Genomic DNA, 22,364 nt, shown 5'->3' on the forward strand with positions numbered 1-22,364 from the left:
CGGACGCTCAATCGGCTTCGGCGAGCATGGCGAGGCGCCGCGGTCCCGCGATGGCGAGATCGGTCAGGCCGGTCGGGTAGTCGCCGGTGAAGCAATGGTCGGTGTATTGCGGGCAGGCCTCGTCGCGCCGCGCCTCGCCCATGGCCTTGTAGAGGCCGTCGATGGACAGGAAGGCCAGCGAATCGGCGCCGATGTAGCGGCGCATGCCCTCGAGATCGTGGGTGGCGGCGAGCAGCTTCTCCCGCTCCGGCGTGTCGATGCCGTAGAAGTCCGGGTAGGTGATCGGCGGCGAGGCGATCCGGAAATGCACCTCGCGGGCGCCGGCCTCGCGCATCATGCGCACGATCTTCACCGAGGTGGTGCCGCGCACGAGGCTGTCGTCGACCAGCACGATGCGCTTGCCTTCGACCACGGCCCGGTTGGCCGAGTGCTTCATGCGGACGCCGAGCTCGCGCACCGACTGGGTCGGCTGGATGAAGGTGCGCCCGACATAGTGGTTGCGGATGATGCCCATCTCGAAGGGCAGGCCGGTCTCCTGGGCGAAGCCCAGCGCCGCCGGCACGCCCGAATCCGGCACCGGGATGACCACGTCGGCCTCCGTCGCCGATTCCCGGGCCAGTTCGTGGCCGATGTTCTTGCGTACGGCGTAGACGCTCTTGCCGTTCACCACCGAATCCGGCCGGGCGAAGTAGATGTACTCGAAGATGCACGGCCGCATCGGCTGGGCCGGGGCGAAGCGGAGCGATTCGATGCCCTCTTCCGAGATCACCACGATCTCGCCGTTCTCGATGTCGCGGATGAACTTGGCGCCGATGATGTCGAGGGCGCAGGTCTCGGAGGCCAGGATGTAGCGGCCGTCGAGCTCGCCGAGCACCAGGGGGCGGATGCCCATGGGATCGCGGGCGCCGATGAGCTTCTTGTTGGTGAGCGCCACGATGGCGTAGGCGCCTTCGATCTGGCGCAGGGCCTCGGTGAAGCGCTCGACGATGCGCGGCGCCCGGGAGCGGGCGGCCAGGTGCAGGATCACCTCGGTGTCGGAGGTCGACTGCGTGATGGCGCCGTCGCGCACGAGGTCGCGGCGGATCGAGAGGGCGTTGGTGAGGTTGCCGTTGTGGGCCACGGCGAGGCCGCCGCTGGCGAGTTCGGCGAAGAGCGGCTGCACGTTGCGCAGGATGGTGCCGCCGGTGGTGGAGTAGCGGACGTGGCCGATGGCGGCCGGGCCTTCGAGGTGCTCGATGGTCGAGCGATCCGAGAACGAATCGCCGACGAGGCCGGGCCGGCGCTCGGAATGGAAGACCGCCCCGTCGAAGGAGACGATGCCGGCCGCCTCCTGACCGCGATGCTGCAGGGCGTGCAGGCCGAGGGCGACGATGGCGGAGGCATCGGGATGGCCGAAGATGCCGAACACGCCGCACTCCTCGCGCAGCGTGTCGCCGTCGCGGTCGAGCCCGTCCACGACCTCGACAGGGGGGCGGGCGCTCGACTTGGCTACAGACATGATGATGTCGTTCCCTGCTTGGCCCCGCGCGAATCCCGGGCGGGCACCGTCAAGAAGGCGTCATGTAGTCGGCCTTCGCGCTGCAACCAAGCGCGCAGGGACGCAGATCAGCGTCGCGGGGCAGGCGTGGCTGGCGCTTCGGTGCGGCGCTGGGCCGGGACTTCCCCTTCCGGCGGCTCGACGGGATCGGCCGGCGTCTCGGTCTTGGACTTCTTGAACTGCTTCAGCAGGCCTTCCGGATTCTCGGGCAGCTGGGCCACCAGGGCCTCGCCGGATTTCTCCAGCATCGGGCGGCTGCGGGCCTCGGACGCCCAGGGCGGCATCTTGCCCTGCACGAGCCAGGCCAGGAACACCCACCCGATGACGCAGATCAGGAAGCCGCGGCCGGCGCCGAACAGGAAGCCCAGCGAACGGTCGATCGCGCCGATGCGCGAATCGAGGATCATGTCCGACACCTTCACGGTGATGATCGATACGACGATCAGCGTCACCAGGAAGATCGCCGCGATCGAGGCCACCAGGGCGACGGTGGCATTCGTCACGTGCTGGCTGACGGTGGGCAGCAGGAGCGGATGGAATTTCCAGGCGATGGCGGCGGCGGCGACCCAGGCGATGATGGCGAGCACTTCGCGGGTCGCGCCGCGCACGGCGGCCAACAGCGCCGAGACCACGACGATACCCAGCACGACGAGATCGAGAACGGAGAACGGCATCTCTGACGATTGTCACTTCAAGGGGCGGAGCGGCGACGATGACCGGATCGTGCGGCTTCCCCCGGCCGCGGCCCTGTATATCGTGCGGAAACTCGGCCGTCACCCTGGCGTGGAGGCCCATTCCCGTCCGGTGCTCGTGCGGGTCCGGCGTGACGCCCGGTTCCATGACGACGTCCTCCGGCCGTTTCCGACGGCCAGAAAGCCGGCCGAGCGCCGCGTTGTTCGGCGGCGTGCCGGCCGTCTTCTGGTTTTAGCCGAAACACATCGCTGGGATCGCGGGCCTGACCTTCCGCCCGGCCGGGATCGTCTGTCGGCCCTCCGCTCGGGCCGGCGCTAGACCTGATCCGAGGTCTCGAGCGAGGCCCGCTCACCGGGCCGCCCGTTCGGCCGAGGGCCTAATCGTCGTCGCCGTAATCGGGCGGGTTGTGGCCACGGCGCTGCGCGACCCGGCGCGGACCGTTGCTGGCGATGCCCGCCACCATGTCGGCGATGTGGCGCAGGGCCTCCGTCGAGAGGGCGCCGTCGCCGCCCTCGCCGCGCCCCTGCGGCATCACCGCCTTGGCGAAGCCCAGCTTCAGCGCCTCCTTGAGCCGTGCCGGGGCCTGGGCCACCGGGCGGACCGCACCGGAGAGTCCGATCTCGCCGAAATACACCGTCTCGGGCGGCAGCGTGGCCCCGGACAGGGACGAGACCAAAGCGGCGGCCACCGCGAGATCGGCGGCGGGCTCCGAGATGCGCAGGCCGCCCGCCACGTTGAGGTAGACGTCGTGCGTGCCCAGGCGGATGCCGCCATGCGCCTCCAGCACCGCCAGCACCATCGACAGGCGGTTCGGGTCCCAGCCGACCACCGCCCGACGGGGCATCCCGAGGGAGGAGGGCGCCACGAGGGCCTGGATTTCGACGAGGAGTGGGCGCGTGCCCTCCATGCCGGCGAAGACCGCGGTGCCGGGGGCCGCGTGGTCGCGGCCGGCGAGGAACAGCGCGGACGGATTCGGAACCTCGGCCAGTCCCATGTCGGTCATCTCGAACACGCCGATCTCGTCGGTGGGCCCGAAGCGGTTCTTCACCGCGCGCAGGATGCGGAAGTGATGACCCTGGTCGCCCTCGAAAGAGGCGACGGCATCGACCATGTGCTCGACGACGCGGGGGCCGGCGATCTGACCGTCCTTGGTCACGTGCCCGACGAGGATCACCGCCGTGCCGCTGGTCTTGGCGAAGCGGATCAGGGTCTGGGCCGAGCCGCGCACCTGCGTGACAGTGCCGGGGGCGGATTCCACGGTCTCGGTCCACATGGTCTGGATCGAATCGATGATGGCGAGCGCCGGCGGGCGCCCCTGCGACAGGGTCTCGACGATGTCCTCGACATTGGTCTCGGCCGCCAGTTCGACCGCCGCCGAGGTCAGGCCCAGGCGCTCGGCCCGCAGGCGCACCTGCGCCACCGCCTCCTCGCCCGAGATGTAGACGACGCGCTCGCCCGTGCGGGCCATGGCGGCGGAGGCCTGCATCAGCAGGGTCGACTTGCCGATGCCGGGATCGCCGCCCAGGAGGATCACCGAACCGCGCACGAAGCCGCCCCCGGTGACGCGGTCGAGCTCGTTGATTCCCGACGGGATGCGCGGCGCCTCCTTCACCGCGCCGGTCAGGCCCTCCAGGGCGAAGACGCGGCCGCGGGCCCGGCTCGGCCGCGTCTTGACCGGCCCGGACTGGGGACCGGTGGCCCCGGTCTCCTCCACGATGGTGTTCCAGCCGTTGCAGGCCTCGCAGCGCCCGCGCCAGCGATTGTAGACCGCCCCGCAGGACTGGCAGACGAAGCTCTGTTGGATCTTGGCCATCGCGATTCCGCTGGGAGGGACGTTCCGGCGCCGCCCCGTCCGGCGGGTCTCAGGCGTCGTATCCTGTCACATAATGGCGAACATAGCGAGAACCCAGCCCCGTCAGAATCTCGTAGCCGATGGTGCCGGCGGCGCGGCCCACCGCATCGACGTCGAGGGCGTCGCCGATCAGGGTCGCGGTCGTGCCGCGCCGGGTCTCGGGGGCGTCGGTGACGTCGAGGATGACGAGGTCCATCGAGATCAGCCCGAGGATGGGGCAGCGGACGCCGTCGACCAGGGCGATGCCGCGTCCACTCGCGGCGCGCGGATAGCCGTCCGCGTAGCCCAGCGACAGGGTCGCCAGCCGCCGGGGCCCGGGCGCCCGCCAGCGTCCGTTGTAGCCGCAGGTCTCGCCGGCCGCGACGTCGCGGATCTGCGCGACCTGCGCCTCCAGGCGCACCACCGGCCGCATCGGGTTGGGCTTCCACGGGGTCGGGTTGCCGCCGAACAGGGCGTAGCCGGGCCGCAGCAGGTCGTGATGCGCGTCCGCGCCGAGAAAGATCCCCGAGGAATTGGCGAAGGAGCCGGGCAGGCCCGGATGCGCGGCCCGGACCCGGGCGAAATCCGCGATCTGGCGCGCATTGACCGGGTCGCTCGCCCGTTCGGCGCTGACGAGGTGGGTCATCAGCAGGGCGATGCCGCCGCCCGCGATCACCGGATCGCCCGCCAGCGCCAGGGCCTCGGGCACGGCGAGGCCGAGACGGTTCATGCCGGTGTCCACGTGCAGGGCCGCCGGCAGGGGGGCGGCGGCGGCCTCCGCCAGGGCGGCCCATTCGGCGAGTTCCTCCCGGCTGCCGAGGACCGGCCGCAGCGCATGCGCCGCCAGCGTCGGGCCGAGGCCGGGCAGGAGGCCGTTCAGCACGTAGATCGTCGCCTCGGGCAGGACGGCCCGGGCCGCGATCCCCTCGCTCAGGTGCGCGACGAAGAACGTCCGGCACCCGGCCGCCCACAGAGCGGGCGCGACCCGGGCGAGGCCGCAGCCATAGGCATCCGCCTTGACCACGGCGGCGCACGCCACCCCCGGCGCCTGCGCTCCGAGCCGCCGCCAGTTCTCCGCGATGGCCGCCAGGTCGATGGTGAGGCGGGCGCCGTGGGTGCCTTCGAGCATCGGGCGCCGTTCCAAATCATTCAGGGCTCGGATGAGATGCCCGCCTTCTCGTTGGCGGCCTGGGGCCAGGGCATGTCACGGTTCAGCACCGCGTCGGCGGAATAGGGACAGGTCTCGGGAAAGGTGGCCTCTGGGAGATTCGTCTCGGCCGCCGCCTCGATCCGTGCGCGTCGATAGGCACGGGCCAGGAGGTCCTCCATCTGCGCTCCGAGGCTCGGACTGTCCTCCATCCGCTCCAGCGCGGCGAGGCGCTGGACGCGGATGGAGGTCGTCCAGCTCCGACTTCGCATGTCCGGCTGATGGTCCCATTTCAGAAGGTGCAGCAGGATGATCCGAAGTGCGCTCGTCAGGGCGTTCCGTTCCGCGCGCGCCACCGATTCCACCTCGTCGATCAGATGGGGGATGTCGAGCTTCGCCCAGGCGCGCTGACGCAGATGTCCGGCCTGTTCAAGGGACCAGGCGGCCAGATCGCCGTCATAGGAGGCGCCGAGGCGCGGTTCGGCCTCGACGCGCTTGGGATGTGCCACGGTCGCTCCTTCTCGCGTCCGAGTGCGACGGTTCACGAATGCGGGCGATCTTACAGGATTCCTGGATCGTCCGCGAGGCGCGTCGGCGCACAGGCGGCCCCGGCCAGAAGCCGCCCGCCTACATCTGCTCCGGCAGGCGGTCGGACTGCGCGAGATCCGAGAAGCGCGTGATGTTGGCGTCGAACTGGAGTTCGACGGTGCCGGTGGGGCCGTGACGCTGCTTGCCCAGGATCACCTCGGCCTTGCCGTGCACGCGGTTCATCTCGGCCTCCCAGGCGAAGAACTCCTCCGTGCCTTCGCGGGGCTTCTTGTTGTTGACGTAGTATTCCTCGCGGAAGACGAACATCACCACGTCGGCGTCCTGCTCGATCGAGCCCGATTCGCGCAGGTCGGCGAGCTGCGGGCGCTTGTCCTCGCGGTTCTCGACCTGACGGGAGAGCTGGGACAGGGCGATGATCGGCACCGCCAGCTCCTTGGCCAGCGCCTTCATGCCGGTGGTGATCTCGGTCATCTCCTGCACGCGGTTGTCGCTGCGCTTGCCCGAGCCGGAGAGCAGCTGCAGGTAGTCGACGATGAGGAGATCGAGGCCCTTCTGGCGCTTGAGGCGCCGGGCGCGGGCGGCGAGCTGCGCGATGGAGATGCCGCCGGTCTGGTCGATGTAGAACGGGATCGTCTGCATGTCCCGGGCGGCATCGGTGATCTTGTAGAATTCCGCCGGCTGGATGTCGCCGCGGCGGATCTTGTAGGACGGCACGCCCGACTGCTCGGCGATGATACGGGTCGCCAATTGCTCGGCCGACATTTCGAGGGAGAAGAAGCCGACGATGCCGCCGTTCTTCGTCTCGGTCCGGCCGTCCGGCAGCTTCTCCGACTGGTAGGCCTTGGCGACGTTGAAGGCGATGTTGGTGACGAGCGAGGTCTTGCCCATGGCCGGGCGCCCCGCGAGGATGATCAGATCCGAGCGCTGCAGGCCGCCCATCTTGGCGTCGAGGTCCGACAGGCCGGTGGCGACGCCCGAGAGCTTGCCCTCGCGCTGGTAGGCCTTGGCCGCCATGTCCACCGCGGCCGTGAGGGCGTCGGAGAACTTCTGGAAGCCGCCATCGTACTTGCCCGATTCGGCGAGCTCGTAGAGACGCCGCTCGGTGCCCTCGATCTGGTCGCGGGGCGAGGATTCCACCGGCGCCTCGTAGGCGCCGTTCACCAGGTCCTCGCCGATGGTGATGAGGCGGCGGCGGATGGCGAGGTCGTAGATGGTGCGGCCGTAATCGCCGGCATTGATGACGGTGGTGGCCTCGGCGGCGAGGCGCGCCAGGTACTGCATCACCGTCTGGCCGCCGAGGTCGGCGTCGCCCAGGTAGGTCTTCAGGGTGATGGGGGTCGCGAGCTTGCCCGCCTTGATGAGCTGCGAGGCCACCTCGAAGATCTTGCGGTGGACGTCCTCCATGAAGTGCTCGGGCAGGAGGAAGTCCGAGATCCGGTAATAGGCGTCGTTGTTCACCAGGATCGCGCCGAGCAGGGCCTGCTCCGCATCGATGTTGTGCGGCGCGACGCGGAATTCCTGCGCGACGGGCTGAAGGTTGGCCGTCAGGGCGTTGGGCAGGGCCATGGGCTGATTCGAGGCTCCGACTCGTCGATTCATCGTCCGCGCGGTGGTCCGCCGCCGCACGTCGCTATCGCCCGACCATGGCGCCGGCATGGTTAGCCGAACCTTAGCCGATTCGCGCTTTGCGGCTTCCCGTTCCGTCGCGGCCGCATTCTTTGGACGCGCGGACGGGGAGGGCGGTCGCAGAAACGCCCGCCATCCTCGCGGATGACGGGCGTCCATGCTGGAACAAATGCGGAACTAGTCAACCGTTAAGGCCGGTCGTCCCCATTCTTCACCGTCCTGTGGCGCGATTACTCGCGGTCGTCGCCGGCCTCGGCGAGGGCGGCACCGACCTCGAGACCGAGGTCGTCGAGGTTGAAGGCCTCGCGCTCGGTGGTGGACTCGCCGCGGGCCTGACGCTCGGCCTCTTCGGGCGAACGGGCGACGTTCACCGTGATCGAGACCTCCACCTCGGGGTGCAGCACGACCGGGACGGTGTGCAGGCCCAGGGTCTTGATCGGCTGGTTGAGGGCGAACTGGTCGCGGCCCACGGTGAATCCGTCGGCGGTGACGACGTCGGCCAGGTCGCGGGTCGAGACCGAGCCGTAGAGCACGCCGGTCTCGCCCGACTGGCGGATGAGCACGAAGCTCTTGCCCTCGAGGGTCTCGGCGACGGACTGCGCCTCGGACTTGCGCTCGAGGTTGCGGGCCTCGAGCTGGGCGCGCTGGGTCTCGAAGTGCTTCTTGTTGCCGTCGGTGGCGCGCAGGGCCTTGCCGCGGGCGAGGAGGAAGTTGCGGGCGTAGCCCGGCTTCACGTTCACGGTCTCGCCCATCTGGCCGAGCTTGGCGACGCGCTCGAGGAGGATGACTTCCATGGTGTTGGTCCTTCGGTTGGGGGGGAGGATCAGGGTCGTCCGGCCGCGTCGCGGGGACGTCGGCGGTCGAGGGCGGTATCGGCGATGCCGAACAGGGTCAGGGCGACGAGAGCGACGCCCTGGGTGAAGAAGAGGATCAGGTAGAGGCCGAGCAGGAGGGCGAGGCGCCCGGGCCGACCGCGGCTGCGGTCGTGGAAGGCGGCGAGGCCCTGGATGGCGAAGGCGGCGCTGAGTGCCCCCGCCACGGCGACGCCGAGCACGCCCGGATAGCCCGGCACCAGGGCGAGCAGCACCGCACCCCCGAGCACGGCCAGCACCCGGCGCGGCATCATCGTCGCGGCGAGGTCCGGCCAGGGGCGGAGCAGGCGCCCGGAGATGCGCACGATGCGGGCGGCGGCCCAGAGATAGAAGGTCAGCAGGACCGTGAGGCCGTGGGTGGCGAGCCCGGGCGCGATGGCCGCGAGGGCGTTGGCGACCTCGGTCCGGGTCGCCTCGGCGGGATCCTGCGGACCCGGCTCGGCCGGGGCCTCGGCCGGAGGCTTGGCGTCTGCCTCGGGGGCGTCCGGCTTCGGAGCGGGGGGCGCCGGATTGGCGGCGCGGTCGGCCCGGACCTGGATCAGCGTCCGGGTCATGCCCCGCAGCTGGGACTGGAAGGTCTCGTAGTTCGGGGCGGCGATGACCGCGATGGCCACGAAGGCGAGGCCGGCCGTCCCGGCGGTCCAGGCGAGCAGGCGCCCGGTCGGATACCATTCCATCGTGCCGTCGGCGCCCGGCCGTCCGAGCAGCGCCAGATAGGCGAGCCACCAGGCGGGCAGGGCGAGATAGGCGAAGAAGCCGAGGCCGAGAAAGGGCTGGACCACGAGGGCGAGGGCCAGGGCGCCGGTCACGGCGGCCACGAGAGCGGCCCGGTGGCTCCAGCCGAGGCCCACGATCAGGATCGGGAGCGGGGCGAGCAGGTAGAGCAGGATCGCGAGCGCCGTCGCCTTCAGCAGGACGCCGAAGAGGAGGGCGGAGACGAGGCCCGCGCCGATACCGATGCCGAGAAACTGTGTCATCAGTCCCGCTGTCCCACTGTCCCGGTCCGGGCAGGGTTAGAGGCACGTCCGGCCCCAACGATTCCCGGCCCACCTGTCGGATCGGCCGGTACGAACCTGTGTGCCGCGCGAGCGGCGTGAGGCCCCGGCCCGTGGTGACGGGCCGGGGCGAGCGCCGAGGCGCTTACTTGATCACGTAGGGCAGGAAGCCGAGGAAGCGGGCGCGCTTGATCGCCTGGGCGAGCTCGCGCTGCTTCTTGGCCGACACCGCCGTGATGCGCGACGGCACGATCTTGCCGCGCTCGGAGACGTAGCGCGACAGGAGCTTGACGTCCTTGTAGTCGATCTTGGGCGCGTTCGCGCCCGAGAAGGGGCAGGTCTTCCGACGACGGAAGAAGGGACGGCGTCCGCCGCCCGCACCACCACCAGCCCCGCCAGCGGCGGGTGCACCGGGTCCAGCACCAAATGCCATGACTTAAGCCTCCCCGCCGAAGCTGCGCTCGGGGCGGTCGCCCCGGTCGCCGCGATCACCCCGGTCGCCGCGATCGCGGTCGCCGCCGAATCCACCACCGCCGAAGCCTTCGTCGTCCCGACGACGGCCGCGCTCACGATCCTTGCGGTCGTCGCGGTCGCGCTTTTGCATCATCGCCGACGGCTCGGACTCGAGCTCTTCGACGCGGACGGTCATGAAGCGGAGGACGTCCTCGGAGATCTGCATCTGGCGCTCCATCTCGGCCAGAGCGGCCGGGGGGGCGTCGACGTTGAGGAGCGTGAAATGCGCCTTGCGGTTCTTCTTGATGCGGTAGGCGAGGGACTTCACGCCCCACATCTCGATCTTCTCGACCTTGCCGCCATTGGCTTCGATGACGCCCTTGTAGGTCTCGACCATGGTCTCGACCTGCTGGGCCGTCACGTCCTGGCGCGCCAGGAAGACGTGTTCGTAGAGAGGCATTAACGGGCCCTTCATATTCAAAGGGACCCGACGGCACGAAAAACGTGCGGGAAAGGAAGCGTCGGGCCGGTTCATCCGCAATCGCCCGGCGCCAAGCCCTTCGAGCCGTTTGAAGGCCCGAGCGGTTGATCGAAGGCGGAGACACGGGACGACGGGATCGGCCCTTCACGAGGCTTCACCCTGTGCCGAACGAATCGGCACCGTCCGTTCAGCCCCCAGCCGGAGCGAACGCGAGGGGTGGCGGATAAACGAGTCGGTCGGGATTGGCAAGCCGGCTCGGACGCGGGGGGGCTGTCCGAGCCGCCGGCCGGAGCCTGATCCGCTTCGAACGGATCGTCACCCGGGCCGGCGGGTCGACCCCGCAACGCGGGCGGGCCGCGATGAGTCCGCGACGCGGCGGGCCGGGTCGGAAGGCCGATCGCGGCGTTCGCGACCGATTGACCGATCGGGACTGGCTTACTTGTCCGGCTTCTCCGAGAGGATCGCGCCGGTCTTCGGGGCGGCGTGGAACTGCATCTTGACGCCGTTCTTCACGCCCTCGCCCTCCCAGTGGCCGTCATCGGCCTCGAATTCGGTGATGCTGGTGTAGCCCGCGGCCATCAGCTTCTGCTTGACCTGATCGGCCGGCATCCAGTCGGCGCCCGGCGTGTCGGCCAGGGCGAGGCTCGCCGGGCCGGTGCTGAGGGCGAGGGCGAGGAGGAGCGTCGAGAACCGGTTCATTGCGGATCACCCGTCGGGTTGGCGTTCGCCGATCCAACAGGTCGCGCCGGGTCCGGTTCCGGACTGGTCACGGCGCCTCGCCCGCGAAGATCGCGGCGATCTCCGCCGGGCCGAGCACGCGGTATTCGCCTGGCGCGAGGTCGTGCGGCAGGCCGAGGCCTCCGACCCGGTCGCGGTGAAGGGCGGTGACGTGGTTGCCCAGAGCGGCGAACATGCGCCGGACCTGATGGTAGCGCCCCTCGTGCAGGGTCACCACGGCGCCGGTCTCGCCCTCGGCCTCGAACCCGACCGGCAGGAGCGGCTTCTCCTCGCCTTCCAGCATCAGCGTGCCGGAGGCGAGGACCGTGCCCTCGTCGCCCTTCAGCCGACGATCCAGGGCGACGCGGTAGCGCTTGGCCACGTTGGCCTTCGGCGCGATGATCCGATGCAGGAGGGCGCCGTCATCGGTGAGGAGCAGGAGGCCGGAGGTCTCCTTGTCCAGGCGGCCGACCGTGGAGAGGGCGGGGTCGCGCCGGCGCCAGCGATCGGGCAGGAGACCGTAGACGAGAGGGCCCGCCTCCTTGTGCGAGCAGGTCACGCCGAGGGGCTTGTGCAGCATCAGGGTCAGGCCCGGCGGCGGGTCGAGGGGGGCGCCGTCGACGGTCATTCGCTGGGCGAGGTCCGGCGTCACCGGGATGCGCTGATCCGCGTCGCGCAGGGGCGAGCCGTCGAGGACCACGAGGCCGGCGCGGGTGAGGAGCGCGATCTCCCGCCGCGAGCCGTAGCCCATATTGGCGAGCAGGCGGTCGAGCCGCAGCTGCGCGATCTTGGCCGGCCGCGTCATCGGCGCGCCTCGTAGATCTTGTAGCCGCCGGCCGAGGCCTTCAGCGTCACGCTCTTGAAGGCCGCCTTCAGGGGCGCCTCGTAGGGCAGGTGGGTGTTGGCGGTGAGCCAGAGGCTGCCCCCCGGGCGCAGGGCTTCCGCCGCCCGGGCGATGAAGGCCTGGCCGAGGGCCTGGTCCTCGGCGCCGCCGTCGTGGAAGGGCGGGTTCATCACCACGAAGTCCAGCCGCGACAGGCCGAGGCCGCCGGCGCGGATATCGGCCCAGCGCAGGGTGGCGCGCGGATCGCCGACGTTGCGCGTCGCCATCTCGATGGCGCGCCGGTCGAGGTCGATCAGCGTCAGGGCCGTCACCTTCGGCGAATGGAGGACGGCCCGGGCCAGGATGCCGAGGCCGCAGCCGAAATCGGCGCCGGCGCCGGCGAGGGGCGGCAGGTGGGCGAGGAGCAGGGCCGTGCCGGGATCAAGGCGGTCGTAGGAGAAGATCCCGGCCTGCGTGCAGAGGGCGAGGTTGTCGATGTGGCGCGGACCGCCCTCGTGGAGGGCGTCCTCGAGACCGCTGATCGCTTCCGGGCGCGTGCCGACGCAGATCCGGTGGTGGCGCCGCGCCTCCTCCTGAACCGCGCAGCCGAACCCGGCGAGTTCCTTGGCGAGGCGGCTGCCGCCGCGATCCTTGGGGGCCAGCGCCGTCAGACGCCCGCCGGGCTGCAGGGCCTTGAGGCCGAGTGCCAGCACGTAGCGTCGCTCGATCGTCCCGGCCGGCGCCAGGATGTCGAGCCGCTCCAGGCGCCCGGGCTCCAGATCCTCGAGGCGGGCCGCGCCGGGGCTCAGTGGCGAGAGCTGGACCGCGTGCGGGGGCACCTCCACCAGTTCCAGGGGCGGCGCGCCGTAGACGGCTTCCGAGACAGGCATGGTGGACATCGTGACGGGATCCGGCGCGACGGCGCGCGCGCCTCGACGGCTCAGGGCGTGACAGGAAATCGGGAGGCTCGGCCAGCGCGCGACAAGAATCGCCGCGGTGCCGATCTCCCGTTCTCATAGCCCATGCTCAGCCGCGCGGGAACTCCAGACCCATCTCCCGATAGCGCGCCGGATCGTCCGCCCAGTTCTCGCGCACCTTCACGTGCAGGAAGAGGTGCACCGTCTGCTCGGCCGCTTCCGCGATCTCGTGGCGGGCCGCCTGGCCGATGGCCTTGATGGTCTGGCCGCCCTTGCCGAGCACGATGGAGCGCTGGCTCTCGCGCTCCACGAAGATGGTCTGCTCGATGCGGACCGATCCATCGGGACGCACCTGCCACTGGTCCGTCTCGACGGTGGAGCGGTAGGGCAGTTCCTCGTGCAGCCGGTCGTACAGCTTCTCGCGCGTGATCTCGGCGGCCAGCATCCGGATCGGCGCGTCCGAGACCTGGTCCTCCGGGTAGAGCCAAGGGCTCTTCGGCATCATGCCGGCCAACGTCGTCTTCAGCGTTTCGATGCCGTCGCCGTTCAGGGCCGAGACCATGAAGGTGTGCAGGAACGGAATCCGCTCGTTCAGGGATGCCGCGAGGGCCAGCAGGCGGTCACGCGGGATCAGGTCGATCTTGTTCAAGATCAGCACCTTGGGGCGCTTCACGTCCGGCAGCTTGGCCAGGATCGCGTCGACCTCCTCGCTCACGCCCTTGCGGGCGTCGATCAGCAGGCAGACCGCATCGGCATCCGAGGCGCCGCTCCAGGCCGAATGCACCATCGCGCGGTCGAGGCGGCGCTTGGGGGCGAAGATCCCCGGCGTGTCGACGAGGATGATCTGCGCGGTGTCGTGCATGACGATGCCGCGCACCAGGGCGCGGGTGGTCTGCACCTTGCGGGAGACGATCGAAACCTTGGTGCCCACGAGGCTGTTCAGCAGCGTCGACTTGCCGGCATTGGGGATGCCGATCAGCGCGACGAACCCCGCGGTGGTGTTCTCCGGCATCGTCACCGCGGGAAGCGGCTGCAGCGGTGGCGGGGCGAAGTCGTCGTCGCCGTCGAAATCGTCGTCGGGCACATCGGCGTCAGGCATCGGGGGCATGTCCTTCAGCGACGTCCGCCGACGTCTCCTGGGTTCGGGAGGGAGCGGGGCCGGTGATCTCGCGCTCCAGCACGAGGCGGGCGGCCTCCTGCTCGGCGAGGCGCTTCGAGGGGCCGATGCCGATGCCGGCCTCCAGTCCCTCGACGCGGACGGCGATCTGGAACACCGGCGCGTGGTCGGGGCCCGAGCGTTCGACCACTTCGTAGAACGGGATCGGCAGGGCCCGGGCCATGGCCCATTCCTGCAGGGCCGATTTGGCGTCGCGGCCGCGGGGGGCCGCCGTGTCGGTGTCGGGGGTGAAGGCCGCGTTGACGATGCCCTTGGCGACCTCGTAGCCGGCATCGAGGAACACCGCCCCGAGGATCGACTCGCACACGTCCGCCAGGATGGTCTGGTTGCGCCGTCCGCCGCTCTGGACCTCGCCGGGGCCGAGGGCGAGATGCGGGCCGACGTCCCAGGTGGTCGCGACGGCGGCGCAGGTCTCGCGCCGGACGAGCCCGGCGAGACGCCGCGACAGCTCGCCCTCGTCGGCCTGCGGAAACGCCTCGTAGAGGAGGTCGCCTATGGCGAGGCCGAGGACGCGATCGCCCAGGAATTCCAGGCGCTGGTAGCTGCCGAGCCGGCCGTTCCCGCCGGCCTTGCTCACGTGGGTGAGGGCCTGGACCAGCAGCTTCGGGTCGGCGAAGACGTGGCCGACCCGCGCCTCGAGCACCGCGAGGTCGGGCTTCGGACGGGGCGCGCGCCGCGCCCGGCTGGAGGGACGCGCCTCTTCGGTCACGATGGATAACGTCCTAGTGGATGGTCGTGAACAGCCGGTTCCAGCGCACCTTCGCCGGCCAGTTCCAGATCTGCCATGCCGGCGTGCCTTCGTCGATGGAGAAGAAGATCATCTCCGCGCGGCCGACGAAGTTCTCGAACGGCACGAAGCCGACATTGGCGAGATCGCGCGAATCCGTCGAGTTGTCGCGGTTGTCGCCCATCATGAAGAACCGGCCTTGCGGCACGGTGTAGGGCTCGGTGTTGTCCCAGTAGCCGTTGTCGCCGTCGCGCTCGATCACCCGGTGGGTGACGCCGTTGGGCAGGGTCTCGAGGTACTGCTCGGCCTTGGCCTGCTCGCCGTACGGCCCGGTGGTCTCGAAGGGCGCGATCTTCTCGCGCTTCACCGGCACGTCGTTGATGTAGAGCAGCCCGGCCTTCATCTGGATCTTGTCGCCGGGCAGGCCGATGACGCGCTTGATGTAGTCGGTGGCGTTGTCCTTGGGCAGCTTGAACACGGCGATGTCGCCGCGCTTGGGCTCGGCGCCCCAGATCCTGCCATCGGCCGTGAAGGGCAGGTACTCGCTCAAGGGCAGGGAGTACTTCGAATAGCCATACGAATATTTCGAGACGAACAGGTAATCGCCGATCAGGAGCGTGGGAACGAGGGAGCCCGAGGGGATGTTGAACGGCTGGAACAGGAGCGTGCGCACCACCAGCGCGATCAGCAGCGCCTGGCCGCCGACCTTCAGCGTCTCCTTGATGCTCGCCCAGGTGCCGGTGTCAGCAGCCTTCAGGTCACGCTTCGTCTGCTGGTCCACGCGGGCACGTTCCATCTGGCTGCCATCTCCGGTCCGACGCTCGCGCCCGGATTCCGGGCGGCTTCCGTCGTTGACGGTCGACCGGCGGCATAGACCATGCGGAAAGGCGCCGCAACGCAGGGGGCTATCGGCTAAGTCCCGGGCGTGCTGTCCGGCACCGCCTCGATGATCACGAAGGCCTGAGCCATGGGCGGGTCGTCCGTGAGGGTGATGTGCAGCTTCGGCACGTGGCCGGCCGGGACCATCGCGGCGAGGTGCTCTGCGGCCGCCCCGGTGAGGCGGAGGGTCGGCCGGCCGCCGGGCAGGTTCACCACCTCCATGTCGCGCCAGAAGACGCCCCGGGCGATGCCGGTGCCCAGCGCCTTGGCGCAGGCCTCCTTGGCGGCGAAGCGACGGGCATAGGAGGGGGCCCGCGCCGCGCGGGCATCGCACTTGGCGCGCTCGCCATCGGTGAAGACCCGATGGGTGAAGCGCTCGCCGTAACGGTCCAGCGACTTCTCGATCCGGCGGATGTCGCAGAGGTCGGAGCCGATGCCGAGAATCATGCCCGGGCCGCGTCCATAGCAGCGCGCAGGTCGCGGATCGCCTGGGGCAGGCCCACGAAGATCGCCTCGCCGATGAGCGCGTGGCCGATGTTCAGCTCGGCGATCTCCGGCAGGGCCGCCACCGGACCGACGCTGTCGAGGGCCAGGCCGTGACCGGCATGGACCTCCAGGCCGAGTCCCGCCCCGTAGGTGGCCGCCCGGGCGATGCGGTCGAGCTCGTGCGCCGTGCGCGTGGCGTCGCCCTCGGCCACCGCCTCGCAGTAGCTGCCGGTGTGGAGCTCGACCACCGGCGCCCCGAGCCGGCGGGCCGCCTCCATCACCGCCTCGTCCGGCTCGACGAAGAGCGAGACCCGGATGCCGGCCTCGGACAGGCGGGCGATGCGGGGTTGCAGGGCGTCGTGGCCGCCGATGATGTCGAGGCCGCCCTCGGTGGTGCGCTCCGCCCGCTTCTCCGGCACCAGACAGGCGGCATGCGGCTTCAGCCGGATCGCCATCTCGATCATCTCGTCGGTGGCCGCCATCTCGAAATTGAGCGGCACCGTCAGGATGCGCGCCAGCGTTTCCATGTCGGCGTCGCGGATGTGCCGCCGGTCCTCGCGCAGATGCGCCGTGATCCCATCCGCTCCCGCCGCGACCGCCTCGCGGGCCGCGCGAATCGGATCGGGCGCCGTGCCGCCGCGGGCGTTCCGCACGGTCGCGACGTGGTCGATGTTGACGCCGAGCCGGAGGCGGCTCGGCCGAGAGGTAGGAAAGGACATGGAGGCGGACTCCGGGCACGGGCGTGGCGCCCTGACGGAACGGCGGACGCGCCCCTACATAGGTGCGGCGAGGCTTCAGGGGGATACGGCGCGCGATGGGTTTTCTCGATGGACTGCTCGGCCACGGCAGCGATCTCTCGCCGGCGGAGGTCAACCAGCAGATGGCCGGCATCCTGACCGAGGGCGAGCCGGTGCAGGTCGCCTTCCGGATCCTGCGCGACCTCATCGTGTTCACGGACCGGCGCCTGATCCTCGTGGACAAGCAGGGCCTCACCGGCCGGAAGGTCTCGTACCTGACCGTGCCCTACCGGGCGATCACATCGTTCTCGGTGGAGACGGCAGGCAGCTTCGACCTCGATTCCGAACTCGCGATCTGGGTGTCAGGCCGGGGCGAGCCGATCCGCAAGACCCTGAAGCGCGGCGCCAACATCCTGGCGATCCAGCAGGCGATCGCGGCGTCGATCCGCTGAGCGGGGTCGGCGCCGGCAAACCTTGCCTCGGGGGCCGGGCTCTGTTAAGGCCCCGCCCATTCCACACGCGGAGCCGGCCTCATGCCTGAATGAGGCGTTTCCGGTGGTCGTCGTCCCTCGGGCGCGATCGCTTCCTCCGCGGCGGTACCAACCGGAGAGTACAAGAGACATGGCCGTCGATTTCACCATGCGTCAGCTTCTCGAGGCCGGCGCCCACTTCGGACACCAGGCCCACCGCTGGAACCCGAAGATGCAGTCCTACATCTTCGGGACGCGCAACAACATCCACATCATCGACCTCGCCCAGACCGTGCCGGCCCTCCACCAGGCCCTTCAGGCGGTGAGCGACACCGTCGCCAAGGGCGGCCGCGTGCTGTTCGTCGGCACCAAGCGCCAGGCGGCCGACACCATCGCGGAAGCCGCCAAGCGCTCGGCCCAGTACTACGTCAACTCCCGCTGGCTCGGCGGCATGCTGACCAACTGGAAGACCATCTCGGGCTCGATCCAGCGCCTGCGCAAGGTCGACGAGACCCTCGACGGCGGGGCCCAGGGCCTCACCAAGAAGGAGCGCCTGATGCTCGCCCGCGAGAAGGACAAGCTCGAGAAGGCGCTCGGCGGCATCAAGGACATGGGCGGCGTGCCGGACCTGCTGTTCGTGATCGACACCAACAAGGAGCAGCTGGCGATCAAGGAGGCCCAGCGCCTCGGGATCCCGGTGGCGGCCATCGTCGACACCAACTGCAACCCGGACGGCATCACCTACGTCGTTCCCGCCAACGATGACGCCGGCCGCGCCATCGCCCTGTACTGCGACCTGATCGCCCGCGCCGCCATCGACGGCATCTCGCGCGGCCAGGGCTCGATGGGCATCGATCTCGGCGCCTCCGAGGAGCCGGTCGCCGAGGAGCTGCCGGCGAACGACGACGGCGCGACCTCCGTCGAGTCGGGCTCGGTCAACCAGGCCGACGTCGCCGCCCTCGTCGAGTCCACCGAGCACTTCGAGCTGCTCTCGGCCCCCCGCGGCGCGCCCGACGACCTGTCCAAGCTCCACGGCGCCGGCCCGCAGATCGTGCAGAAGCTCAACGAAGCCGGCATCTATCACTACTGGCAGCTGGCCTCCATGAGCGCCGACGACATCGCCAAGGTCGATGCCGACCTGAAGCTGAACGGCCGCATCGGTCGCGACGGCTGGGTCGACCAGGCCCGCGGCTTCGTCGAGGCTGCCGCTGCCGCCTGATCCCGCTGCGGCGGCCCGTCATCGGGCCGCCATCGCCAGATCGGACACTGCTTCCTGAAGCCCGGTGCTTTCCAAGAGCGCCGGGCTCAGTCGCTTCAAAAGACTCAGCTTCGCTGAACCCGTTCGCTTCAGAAGCCTTCCCGCGGGAAGGTTTCGCATCCGACAAGACACGGAAAGGACCCGCCATGGCCAACATCACCGCCGCACTGGTGAAAGAGCTCCGCGAGAAGACCGGCGCGGGCATGATGGACTGCAAGGGCGCGCTCAACGAGACCGATGGTGACATCGAAGCCGCCGTCGACTGGCTGCGCAAGAAGGGCCTCGCCAAGGCCGCCAAGAAGGCCGGCCGCGTGGCCGCCGAGGGTCTGGTCGCCGTCGAGTCCGCCGGCCACCACGCCGCGATCGTCGAGGTGAACTCCGAGACGGACTTCGTCGCCCGCAACGACAGCTTCCAGGCCTTCGCCCGCGAGGCTGCTAAGCTCGCGCTCAATACCGACGGCACGCTGGACGGCCTCGAAGCCGCTACGTTCCCCGGCGCCGCGACCACGGTCAAGGAGAGCCTCGCCAACCTCATCGCCACCATCGGTGAGAACATGACCCTGCGCCGCGTCGCCAAGCTCGACGTGACCAAGGGCGTGATCGCCTCCTACGTCCACGGCCAGGTGGTCGAGGGCCTCGGCAAGATCGGCGTGCTCGTCGCGCTCGAGTCCGAGGGCGACGTCGAGGTGCTCTCCACCCTCGGCCGTCAGATCGCCATGCACGTCGCCGCCACCAACCCGGTGGCACTCGATGCCGCCGGCGTCGATCAGGCGACCCTCGACCGCGAGATCAACATCCTGCGCGAGAAGAATGCCGGCAAGCCCGAGAACGTGCTCGCCAAGATCGTCGAGAGCGGCCTGAAGAGCTACTACAAGGAGGTCACCCTCCTGGAGCAGCCCTTCGTGCACGACGGCTCCAAGACCATCTCCCAGGTGCTGAAGGAGGCCGAGGGCAAGGCCGGCGCGCCGGTCAAGCTCGCCGCCTTCGTGCGCTACGCCCTCGGCGAGGGTATCGAGAAGGAGGAGGCGCCCGATTTCGCCTCCGAGGTGGCCGCCGCCGCCCGCGGCTGAGCCGGACCGTCCCGGGTAAGGCCCCGCGGAAACCAGGGAATCGTCCAAGGGGCGGCGGCAGGAATGCCGCCGCCCCTCGACGTTCCGGCCTCCCTTGGGCTAGACACCCCTCCGCTTCCGATTGGCTCCCCGACCTGATCCAGGCCGGGTTAGAGGGGACTGGCTCGATGCCGGAGACCACACCGTTTCGCCGCGTCCTCGTGAAACTCTCCGGCGAGGCGCTGGCCGCACCGGACGGGTACTGGCTGCATCCCCCGACCCTGGCGGGCATCGCCGACGACATCGCCCGCACCCGCGAGGCCGGCGTGCAGATCGCCCTGGTGGTCGGCGGCGGCAACATGATCCGCGGTGCCCGCATCTCGGCGGCGGGCTGGATCGACCGGGCCACCGGCGATTCCCTCGGAATGATGGCGACCGTGATGAACTCCCTGGCGCTGGAAACGGCTCTGAACGCTGCAGGCGTCCCGGCGCGTACGATGTCGGCGGTCTCGATGCCGACCATCTGCGAGACCTATGCGCGCCAACCGGCCCTGCACCACCTCGACAAGGGCCAGGTCGTCGTCCTCGCCGGCGGCACCGGAAACCCGTTCTTCACCACCGACACCGCCGCCGTCCTGCGGGCGGCCGAGCTGCGCTGCGATGCGGTGTTGAAGGCCACGCAGGTGGACGGCGTCTATTCGGCCGATCCGAACCGCGACCCCACCGCCACGCGCTACGACCGGCTGACCCATGACGAGGCCATCGCCCGCGACCTCAAGGTGATGGACACCGCCGCCTTCGCGCTCGCCCGCGAGAGCCGCCTGTCGATCGTCGTCGGGTCCGTCCATGCGCCGAGCTCGATCCTGGCGATCCTCACGGGTGGTGCCCCGGCGACCCAGGTCGTCCCCTAGGCACCGCTGCGGCCGCGGCCTCTCGGTGGGCGACGCCTGCGGACGTCGCCGATGTCCTTCCGGCTGTGGCGCCCGATCTTGATCAGGGGTTCGCGAGCCTGTCGCCGGGTCGGGCGGCCGGCGATCTCTTGAAGCCCCGGAGGAGCTCCGGTCGCCGGCGCGGCACAAGCGTCTTGCGGCGCATCGCCGCCACAGCGGTCGGGCGCCGATCGAGCCGTGCGACGTCTCCAGGTGTAGGGTCGGGGATGCCGGTCGCGCCGCACGCCCGTGAGGCTGTCCATCCGCTGCGGCGATTCGATCCGATCCCGCTGTCCGCGGCCGGCGTCTGCCCGCCTGCGCGCCCGCGCCGATGTCGGGGGAAGGCAGGGCGTGCCGCGCTCCGGACCGGCTGCAGAGGAGGCCGGGAAGGCTCGGGCCCGCAGCGCGCCCGCCCGGCCCGGGCGTTTCCTGCCCCAACGACACGAACGCCATTTGCGACCCACTGGATTTTGGTTCATTGAGGCCCACGAACGGGCCCCGGCGGCCCGACCCATTCCCTCAAGTTCGCGTCGGGATAGTCCAGCATGGCAGCCATTCCAGAATTCGACCTGAATGACCTCAAGCGTCGCATGCAGGGCGCCGTGACGTCGCTGAAGGGGGATCTCGGATCGCTCCGGACCGGCCGCGCGACCCCGAGCATCCTCGATCCGATCCAGGTCGATGCCTACGGGGCGATGATGCCCATGGCGCAGGTGGCGACGGTGAGCGTGCCCGAGCCCCGTCTTCTCAGCATCTCGGTCTGGGACCGCGGCATGATCGCCGCCGTCGAGAAGGCGATCCGGGAATCCGACCTCGGCATGAACCCGCAGACCGAGGGCCAGACCATCCGCCTGCGCGTGCCCGAGATGAACGAGCAGCGCCGCAAGGAGATGGTCAAGGTCGCGCACAAGTACACCGAGGAAGCGCGCGTCGCCGTCCGCCACGTCCGCCGGGACGGTCTGGACCATCTCAAGAAGCTGGAGAAGGACGGCGCGATCAGCGAGGATGACGAGAAGCGTCAGGCCGGCGAGGTCCAGAAGGCCACCGACCAGTTCATCGCCGAGATCGACGGCGTGCTCGCCGCCAAGGAGAAGGAGATCATGCAGGTCTAGGATCCCGGATCGGGATCGGGGCCACGTGTGATCGGCACGAGAGACGGTTGGGGGAGAAGCGCGTTGGGTCGCTCAGAAGGCGCGCGTCAGATCGAGACGGCGCGGGTGCACGGCACGGACGTCGCGCTGGGCGCGGCGGAGACCGTTGCGGCGGTGTATCCGGGTGCGCCCCTGCCTGCCCTGGCGGCGCCCCCGACGCACGTCGCCATCATCATGGACGGGAACGGCCGCTGGGCCGCCGATCGCGGCCTGCCACGGGTCGAGGGGCATCGGCGTGGCGTCGAGGCGGTCCGGCGCGCCGTGCGCTCCGCCATCGAACTCGGCGTGCGCTACCTGACGATCTACAGCTTCTCCTCCGAGAACTGGCGGCGGCCGCCTGCCGAGGTCGCGGACCTCATGGGTCTGATGAAGCTCTTCGTCCGCCGCGACCTGGCGGATCTCCACGGCAACAACGTGCGCATCCGCATCATCGGCGAGCGCGAAGGCCTGCCGGCGGACATCGCCGGTTTGCTCGACGAGGCCGAGCAACGCACCCGGGCCAATACGGGCCTGACCCTCATCGTGGCGTTCAACTACGGCGGCCGGCAGGAAATCCTGCGGGCGGTCCGCAGCCTGGCCCGGGACGTGGCGGCGGGACGGCTCGCACCCGATGCCATCGATCTCGACGTACTCACGGGCGCCCTCGACACCACCGGCATCCCGGACCCGGATCTCGTGATCCGCACCTCCGGCGAGCAGCGCCTGTCGAACTTTTTGACCTGGCAGACGGCCTACGCGGAATACGTGATCGTGCCGGAGTTCTGGCCGGATTTCGACCATGCCGCCTTCCGCGCCGCCGTCGACGAGTATCACCGCCGCGACCGTCGCTTCGGCGGCCTCAGCGGCAAGGCCGGCTGATC

Annotated in this window: 24 protein-coding genes; 6 read left to right on the forward strand and 18 right to left on the reverse strand. The window is 70.0% G+C overall.

Annotated features, from left to right (window positions below; translation table 11 throughout):
- Positions 1 to 7: 7 nt before the first annotated feature.
- The 18 genes from purF to ASF18_RS17075 form a co-directional block, all read right to left on the reverse strand.
- Positions 8 to 1,498: an amidophosphoribosyltransferase gene (gene purF, locus ASF18_RS16990; RefSeq protein WP_056218966.1), complete on the reverse strand. Its 1,491-nt coding sequence runs from the start codon at positions 1,496 to 1,498 to the stop codon at positions 8 to 10.
- 107 nt (positions 1,499 to 1,605) lie between these two features.
- Positions 1,606 to 2,211 (reverse strand): CvpA family protein, encoded by a 606-nt coding sequence (locus ASF18_RS16995; RefSeq protein WP_056353262.1) that lies wholly within the window; start codon positions 2,209 to 2,211, stop codon positions 1,606 to 1,608.
- Between the two features lie 395 nt (positions 2,212 to 2,606).
- On the reverse strand, positions 2,607 to 4,043 hold the full coding sequence (radA, locus tag ASF18_RS17000; protein WP_056218973.1) for a DNA repair protein RadA: 1,437 nt from the start codon (positions 4,041 to 4,043) through the stop codon (positions 2,607 to 2,609).
- Positions 4,044 to 4,092: 49 nt separating this feature from the next.
- Positions 4,093 to 5,190 carry an alanine racemase gene (alr, locus tag ASF18_RS17005; protein WP_056353263.1) on the reverse strand — a complete coding sequence of 366 codons (1,098 nt, stop codon included), beginning with the start codon at positions 5,188 to 5,190 and terminating at the stop codon, positions 4,093 to 4,095.
- Positions 5,191 to 5,210: 20 nt separating this feature from the next.
- Complete coding sequence (locus ASF18_RS17010; RefSeq protein WP_082487664.1) at positions 5,211 to 5,717, reverse strand: DUF29 domain-containing protein; 507 nt, start codon at positions 5,715 to 5,717, stop codon at positions 5,211 to 5,213.
- Positions 5,718 to 5,835: 118 nt separating this feature from the next.
- Entirely contained in the window at positions 5,836 to 7,323 is a 1,488-nt protein-coding gene (locus tag ASF18_RS17015) for a replicative DNA helicase (RefSeq protein WP_056218979.1), read from the reverse strand.
- 290 nt (positions 7,324 to 7,613) lie between these two features.
- On the reverse strand, positions 7,614 to 8,177 hold the full coding sequence (gene rplI / locus ASF18_RS17020) for a 50S ribosomal protein L9 (RefSeq protein ID WP_056218980.1): 564 nt from the start codon (positions 8,175 to 8,177) through the stop codon (positions 7,614 to 7,616).
- Between the two features lie 29 nt (positions 8,178 to 8,206).
- Positions 8,207 to 9,232 carry a DUF2232 domain-containing protein gene (locus ASF18_RS17025; RefSeq protein WP_056218984.1) on the reverse strand — a complete coding sequence of 342 codons (1,026 nt, stop codon included), beginning with the start codon at positions 9,230 to 9,232 and terminating at the stop codon, positions 8,207 to 8,209.
- Between the two features lie 163 nt (positions 9,233 to 9,395).
- The gene (gene rpsR / locus ASF18_RS17030) at positions 9,396 to 9,683 is read right to left on the reverse strand and encodes a 30S ribosomal protein S18 (RefSeq protein ID WP_056173092.1); all 288 of its coding nucleotides are present in this window, start codon (positions 9,681 to 9,683) and stop codon (positions 9,396 to 9,398) included.
- A gap of 3 nt (positions 9,684 to 9,686) precedes the next feature.
- Positions 9,687 to 10,163 (reverse strand): 30S ribosomal protein S6, encoded by a 477-nt coding sequence (rpsF, locus tag ASF18_RS17035; protein ID WP_055956175.1) that lies wholly within the window; start codon positions 10,161 to 10,163, stop codon positions 9,687 to 9,689.
- Between the two features lie 456 nt (positions 10,164 to 10,619).
- Positions 10,620 to 10,883, reverse strand: coding sequence for a PepSY domain-containing protein (locus ASF18_RS17040; protein WP_056353268.1), 264 nt, complete (start codon positions 10,881 to 10,883; stop codon positions 10,620 to 10,622).
- Between the two features lie 67 nt (positions 10,884 to 10,950).
- Positions 10,951 to 11,706, reverse strand: coding sequence for a pseudouridine synthase (locus tag ASF18_RS17045; protein WP_056353273.1), 756 nt, complete (start codon positions 11,704 to 11,706; stop codon positions 10,951 to 10,953).
- The gene (locus ASF18_RS17050; RefSeq protein WP_156649910.1) at positions 11,703 to 12,623 is read right to left on the reverse strand and encodes a methyltransferase; all 921 of its coding nucleotides are present in this window, start codon (positions 12,621 to 12,623) and stop codon (positions 11,703 to 11,705) included. The genes ASF18_RS17045 and ASF18_RS17050 overlap by 4 nt, the downstream gene beginning before the upstream one ends.
- A 127-nt stretch (positions 12,624 to 12,750) precedes the next feature.
- Positions 12,751 to 13,653 carry a GTPase Era gene (gene era / locus ASF18_RS17055; protein WP_156389836.1) on the reverse strand — a complete coding sequence of 301 codons (903 nt, stop codon included), beginning with the start codon at positions 13,651 to 13,653 and terminating at the stop codon, positions 12,751 to 12,753.
- Between the two features lie 79 nt (positions 13,654 to 13,732).
- A complete protein-coding gene (rnc, locus tag ASF18_RS17060; protein ID WP_056218996.1) occupies positions 13,733 to 14,527 on the reverse strand; it encodes a ribonuclease III in 795 nt (264 codons plus the stop codon).
- Positions 14,528 to 14,540: 13 nt separating this feature from the next.
- Complete coding sequence (gene lepB, locus ASF18_RS17065; RefSeq protein ID WP_056218999.1) at positions 14,541 to 15,341, reverse strand: signal peptidase I; 801 nt, start codon at positions 15,339 to 15,341, stop codon at positions 14,541 to 14,543.
- A 116-nt stretch (positions 15,342 to 15,457) separates the two neighbouring features.
- Positions 15,458 to 15,871: a holo-ACP synthase gene (gene acpS, locus ASF18_RS17070; protein ID WP_056353278.1), complete on the reverse strand. Its 414-nt coding sequence runs from the start codon at positions 15,869 to 15,871 to the stop codon at positions 15,458 to 15,460.
- Positions 15,868 to 16,629 (reverse strand): pyridoxine 5'-phosphate synthase, encoded by a 762-nt coding sequence (locus ASF18_RS17075; RefSeq protein ID WP_056273276.1) that lies wholly within the window; start codon positions 16,627 to 16,629, stop codon positions 15,868 to 15,870. Before ASF18_RS17075 ends, acpS begins: the two co-directional genes overlap by 4 nt.
- 95 nt (positions 16,630 to 16,724) lie before the next feature.
- Between ASF18_RS17075 and ASF18_RS17080 the strand changes: the two genes are divergently transcribed.
- The 6 genes from ASF18_RS17080 (at position 16,725) to ASF18_RS17105 (ending at position 22,362) form a co-directional block, all read left to right on the forward strand.
- Positions 16,725 to 17,099 (forward strand): PH domain-containing protein, encoded by a 375-nt coding sequence (locus ASF18_RS17080; protein ID WP_056353280.1) that lies wholly within the window; start codon positions 16,725 to 16,727, stop codon positions 17,097 to 17,099.
- A 169-nt stretch (positions 17,100 to 17,268) separates the two neighbouring features.
- Complete coding sequence (locus ASF18_RS17085) at positions 17,269 to 18,336, forward strand: 30S ribosomal protein S2 (protein ID WP_056353282.1); 1,068 nt, start codon at positions 17,269 to 17,271, stop codon at positions 18,334 to 18,336.
- 185 nt (positions 18,337 to 18,521) lie between these two features.
- Positions 18,522 to 19,445 (forward strand): translation elongation factor Ts, encoded by a 924-nt coding sequence (tsf, locus tag ASF18_RS17090; RefSeq protein WP_056273267.1) that lies wholly within the window; start codon positions 18,522 to 18,524, stop codon positions 19,443 to 19,445.
- Positions 19,446 to 19,612: 167 nt separating this feature from the next.
- On the forward strand, positions 19,613 to 20,335 hold the full coding sequence (pyrH, locus tag ASF18_RS17095; RefSeq protein WP_056219019.1) for a UMP kinase: 723 nt from the start codon (positions 19,613 to 19,615) through the stop codon (positions 20,333 to 20,335).
- A gap of 563 nt (positions 20,336 to 20,898) precedes the next feature.
- The gene (frr, locus tag ASF18_RS17100) at positions 20,899 to 21,465 is read left to right on the forward strand and encodes a ribosome recycling factor (RefSeq protein WP_056219022.1); all 567 of its coding nucleotides are present in this window, start codon (positions 20,899 to 20,901) and stop codon (positions 21,463 to 21,465) included.
- A 153-nt stretch (positions 21,466 to 21,618) separates the two neighbouring features.
- The gene (locus tag ASF18_RS17105; RefSeq protein ID WP_056219506.1) at positions 21,619 to 22,362 is read left to right on the forward strand and encodes an isoprenyl transferase; all 744 of its coding nucleotides are present in this window, start codon (positions 21,619 to 21,621) and stop codon (positions 22,360 to 22,362) included.
- Positions 22,363 to 22,364: the final 2 nt, after the last annotated feature.

This window comes from Methylobacterium sp. Leaf89 (assembly GCF_001422215.1).
Lineage (GTDB): Bacteria > Pseudomonadota > Alphaproteobacteria > Rhizobiales > Beijerinckiaceae > Methylobacterium.

Bases quoted from the DNA above. Each gene is read 5' to 3' on its own strand.
- acpS (WP_056353278.1), bottom strand. From the start codon at position 15,871: ATGATTCTCGGCATCGGCTCCGACCTCTGCGACATCCGCCGGATCGAG.
- ASF18_RS17080 (WP_056353280.1), top strand. From the start codon at position 16,725: ATGGGTTTTCTCGATGGACTGCTCGGCCACGGCAGCGATCTCTCGCCG.
- lepB (WP_056218999.1), bottom strand. From the start codon at position 15,341: ATGGAACGTGCCCGCGTGGACCAGCAGACGAAGCGTGACCTGAAGGCT.
- ASF18_RS16995 (WP_056353262.1), bottom strand. From the start codon at position 2,211: ATGCCGTTCTCCGTTCTCGATCTCGTCGTGCTGGGTATCGTCGTGGTC.
- ASF18_RS17085 (WP_056353282.1), top strand. From the start codon at position 17,269: ATGGCCGTCGATTTCACCATGCGTCAGCTTCTCGAGGCCGGCGCCCAC.
- rpsR (WP_056173092.1), bottom strand. From the start codon at position 9,683: ATGGCATTTGGTGCTGGACCCGGTGCACCCGCCGCTGGCGGGGCTGGT.
- radA (WP_056218973.1), bottom strand. From the start codon at position 4,043: ATGGCCAAGATCCAACAGAGCTTCGTCTGCCAGTCCTGCGGGGCGGTC.
- ASF18_RS17025 (WP_056218984.1), bottom strand. From the start codon at position 9,232: ATGACACAGTTTCTCGGCATCGGTATCGGCGCGGGCCTCGTCTCCGCC.
- pyrH (WP_056219019.1), top strand. From the start codon at position 19,613: ATGCCGGAGACCACACCGTTTCGCCGCGTCCTCGTGAAACTCTCCGGC.
- era (WP_156389836.1), bottom strand. From the start codon at position 13,653: ATGCCGGAGAACACCACCGCGGGGTTCGTCGCGCTGATCGGCATCCCC.
- tsf (WP_056273267.1), top strand. From the start codon at position 18,522: ATGGCCAACATCACCGCCGCACTGGTGAAAGAGCTCCGCGAGAAGACC.
- ASF18_RS17015 (WP_056218979.1), bottom strand. From the start codon at position 7,323: ATGGCCCTGCCCAACGCCCTGACGGCCAACCTTCAGCCCGTCGCGCAG.
- alr (WP_056353263.1), bottom strand. From the start codon at position 5,190: ATGCTCGAAGGCACCCACGGCGCCCGCCTCACCATCGACCTGGCGGCC.
- rplI (WP_056218980.1), bottom strand. From the start codon at position 8,177: ATGGAAGTCATCCTCCTCGAGCGCGTCGCCAAGCTCGGCCAGATGGGC.
- frr (WP_056219022.1), top strand. From the start codon at position 20,899: ATGGCAGCCATTCCAGAATTCGACCTGAATGACCTCAAGCGTCGCATG.
- ASF18_RS17045 (WP_056353273.1), bottom strand. From the start codon at position 11,706: ATGACGCGGCCGGCCAAGATCGCGCAGCTGCGGCTCGACCGCCTGCTC.
- ASF18_RS17075 (WP_056273276.1), bottom strand. From the start codon at position 16,629: ATGTCCTTTCCTACCTCTCGGCCGAGCCGCCTCCGGCTCGGCGTCAAC.
- ASF18_RS17050 (WP_156649910.1), bottom strand. From the start codon at position 12,623: ATGTCCACCATGCCTGTCTCGGAAGCCGTCTACGGCGCGCCGCCCCTG.
- ASF18_RS17040 (WP_056353268.1), bottom strand. From the start codon at position 10,883: ATGAACCGGTTCTCGACGCTCCTCCTCGCCCTCGCCCTCAGCACCGGC.
- purF (WP_056218966.1), bottom strand. From the start codon at position 1,498: ATGTCTGTAGCCAAGTCGAGCGCCCGCCCCCCTGTCGAGGTCGTGGAC.
- rpsF (WP_055956175.1), bottom strand. From the start codon at position 10,163: ATGCCTCTCTACGAACACGTCTTCCTGGCGCGCCAGGACGTGACGGCC.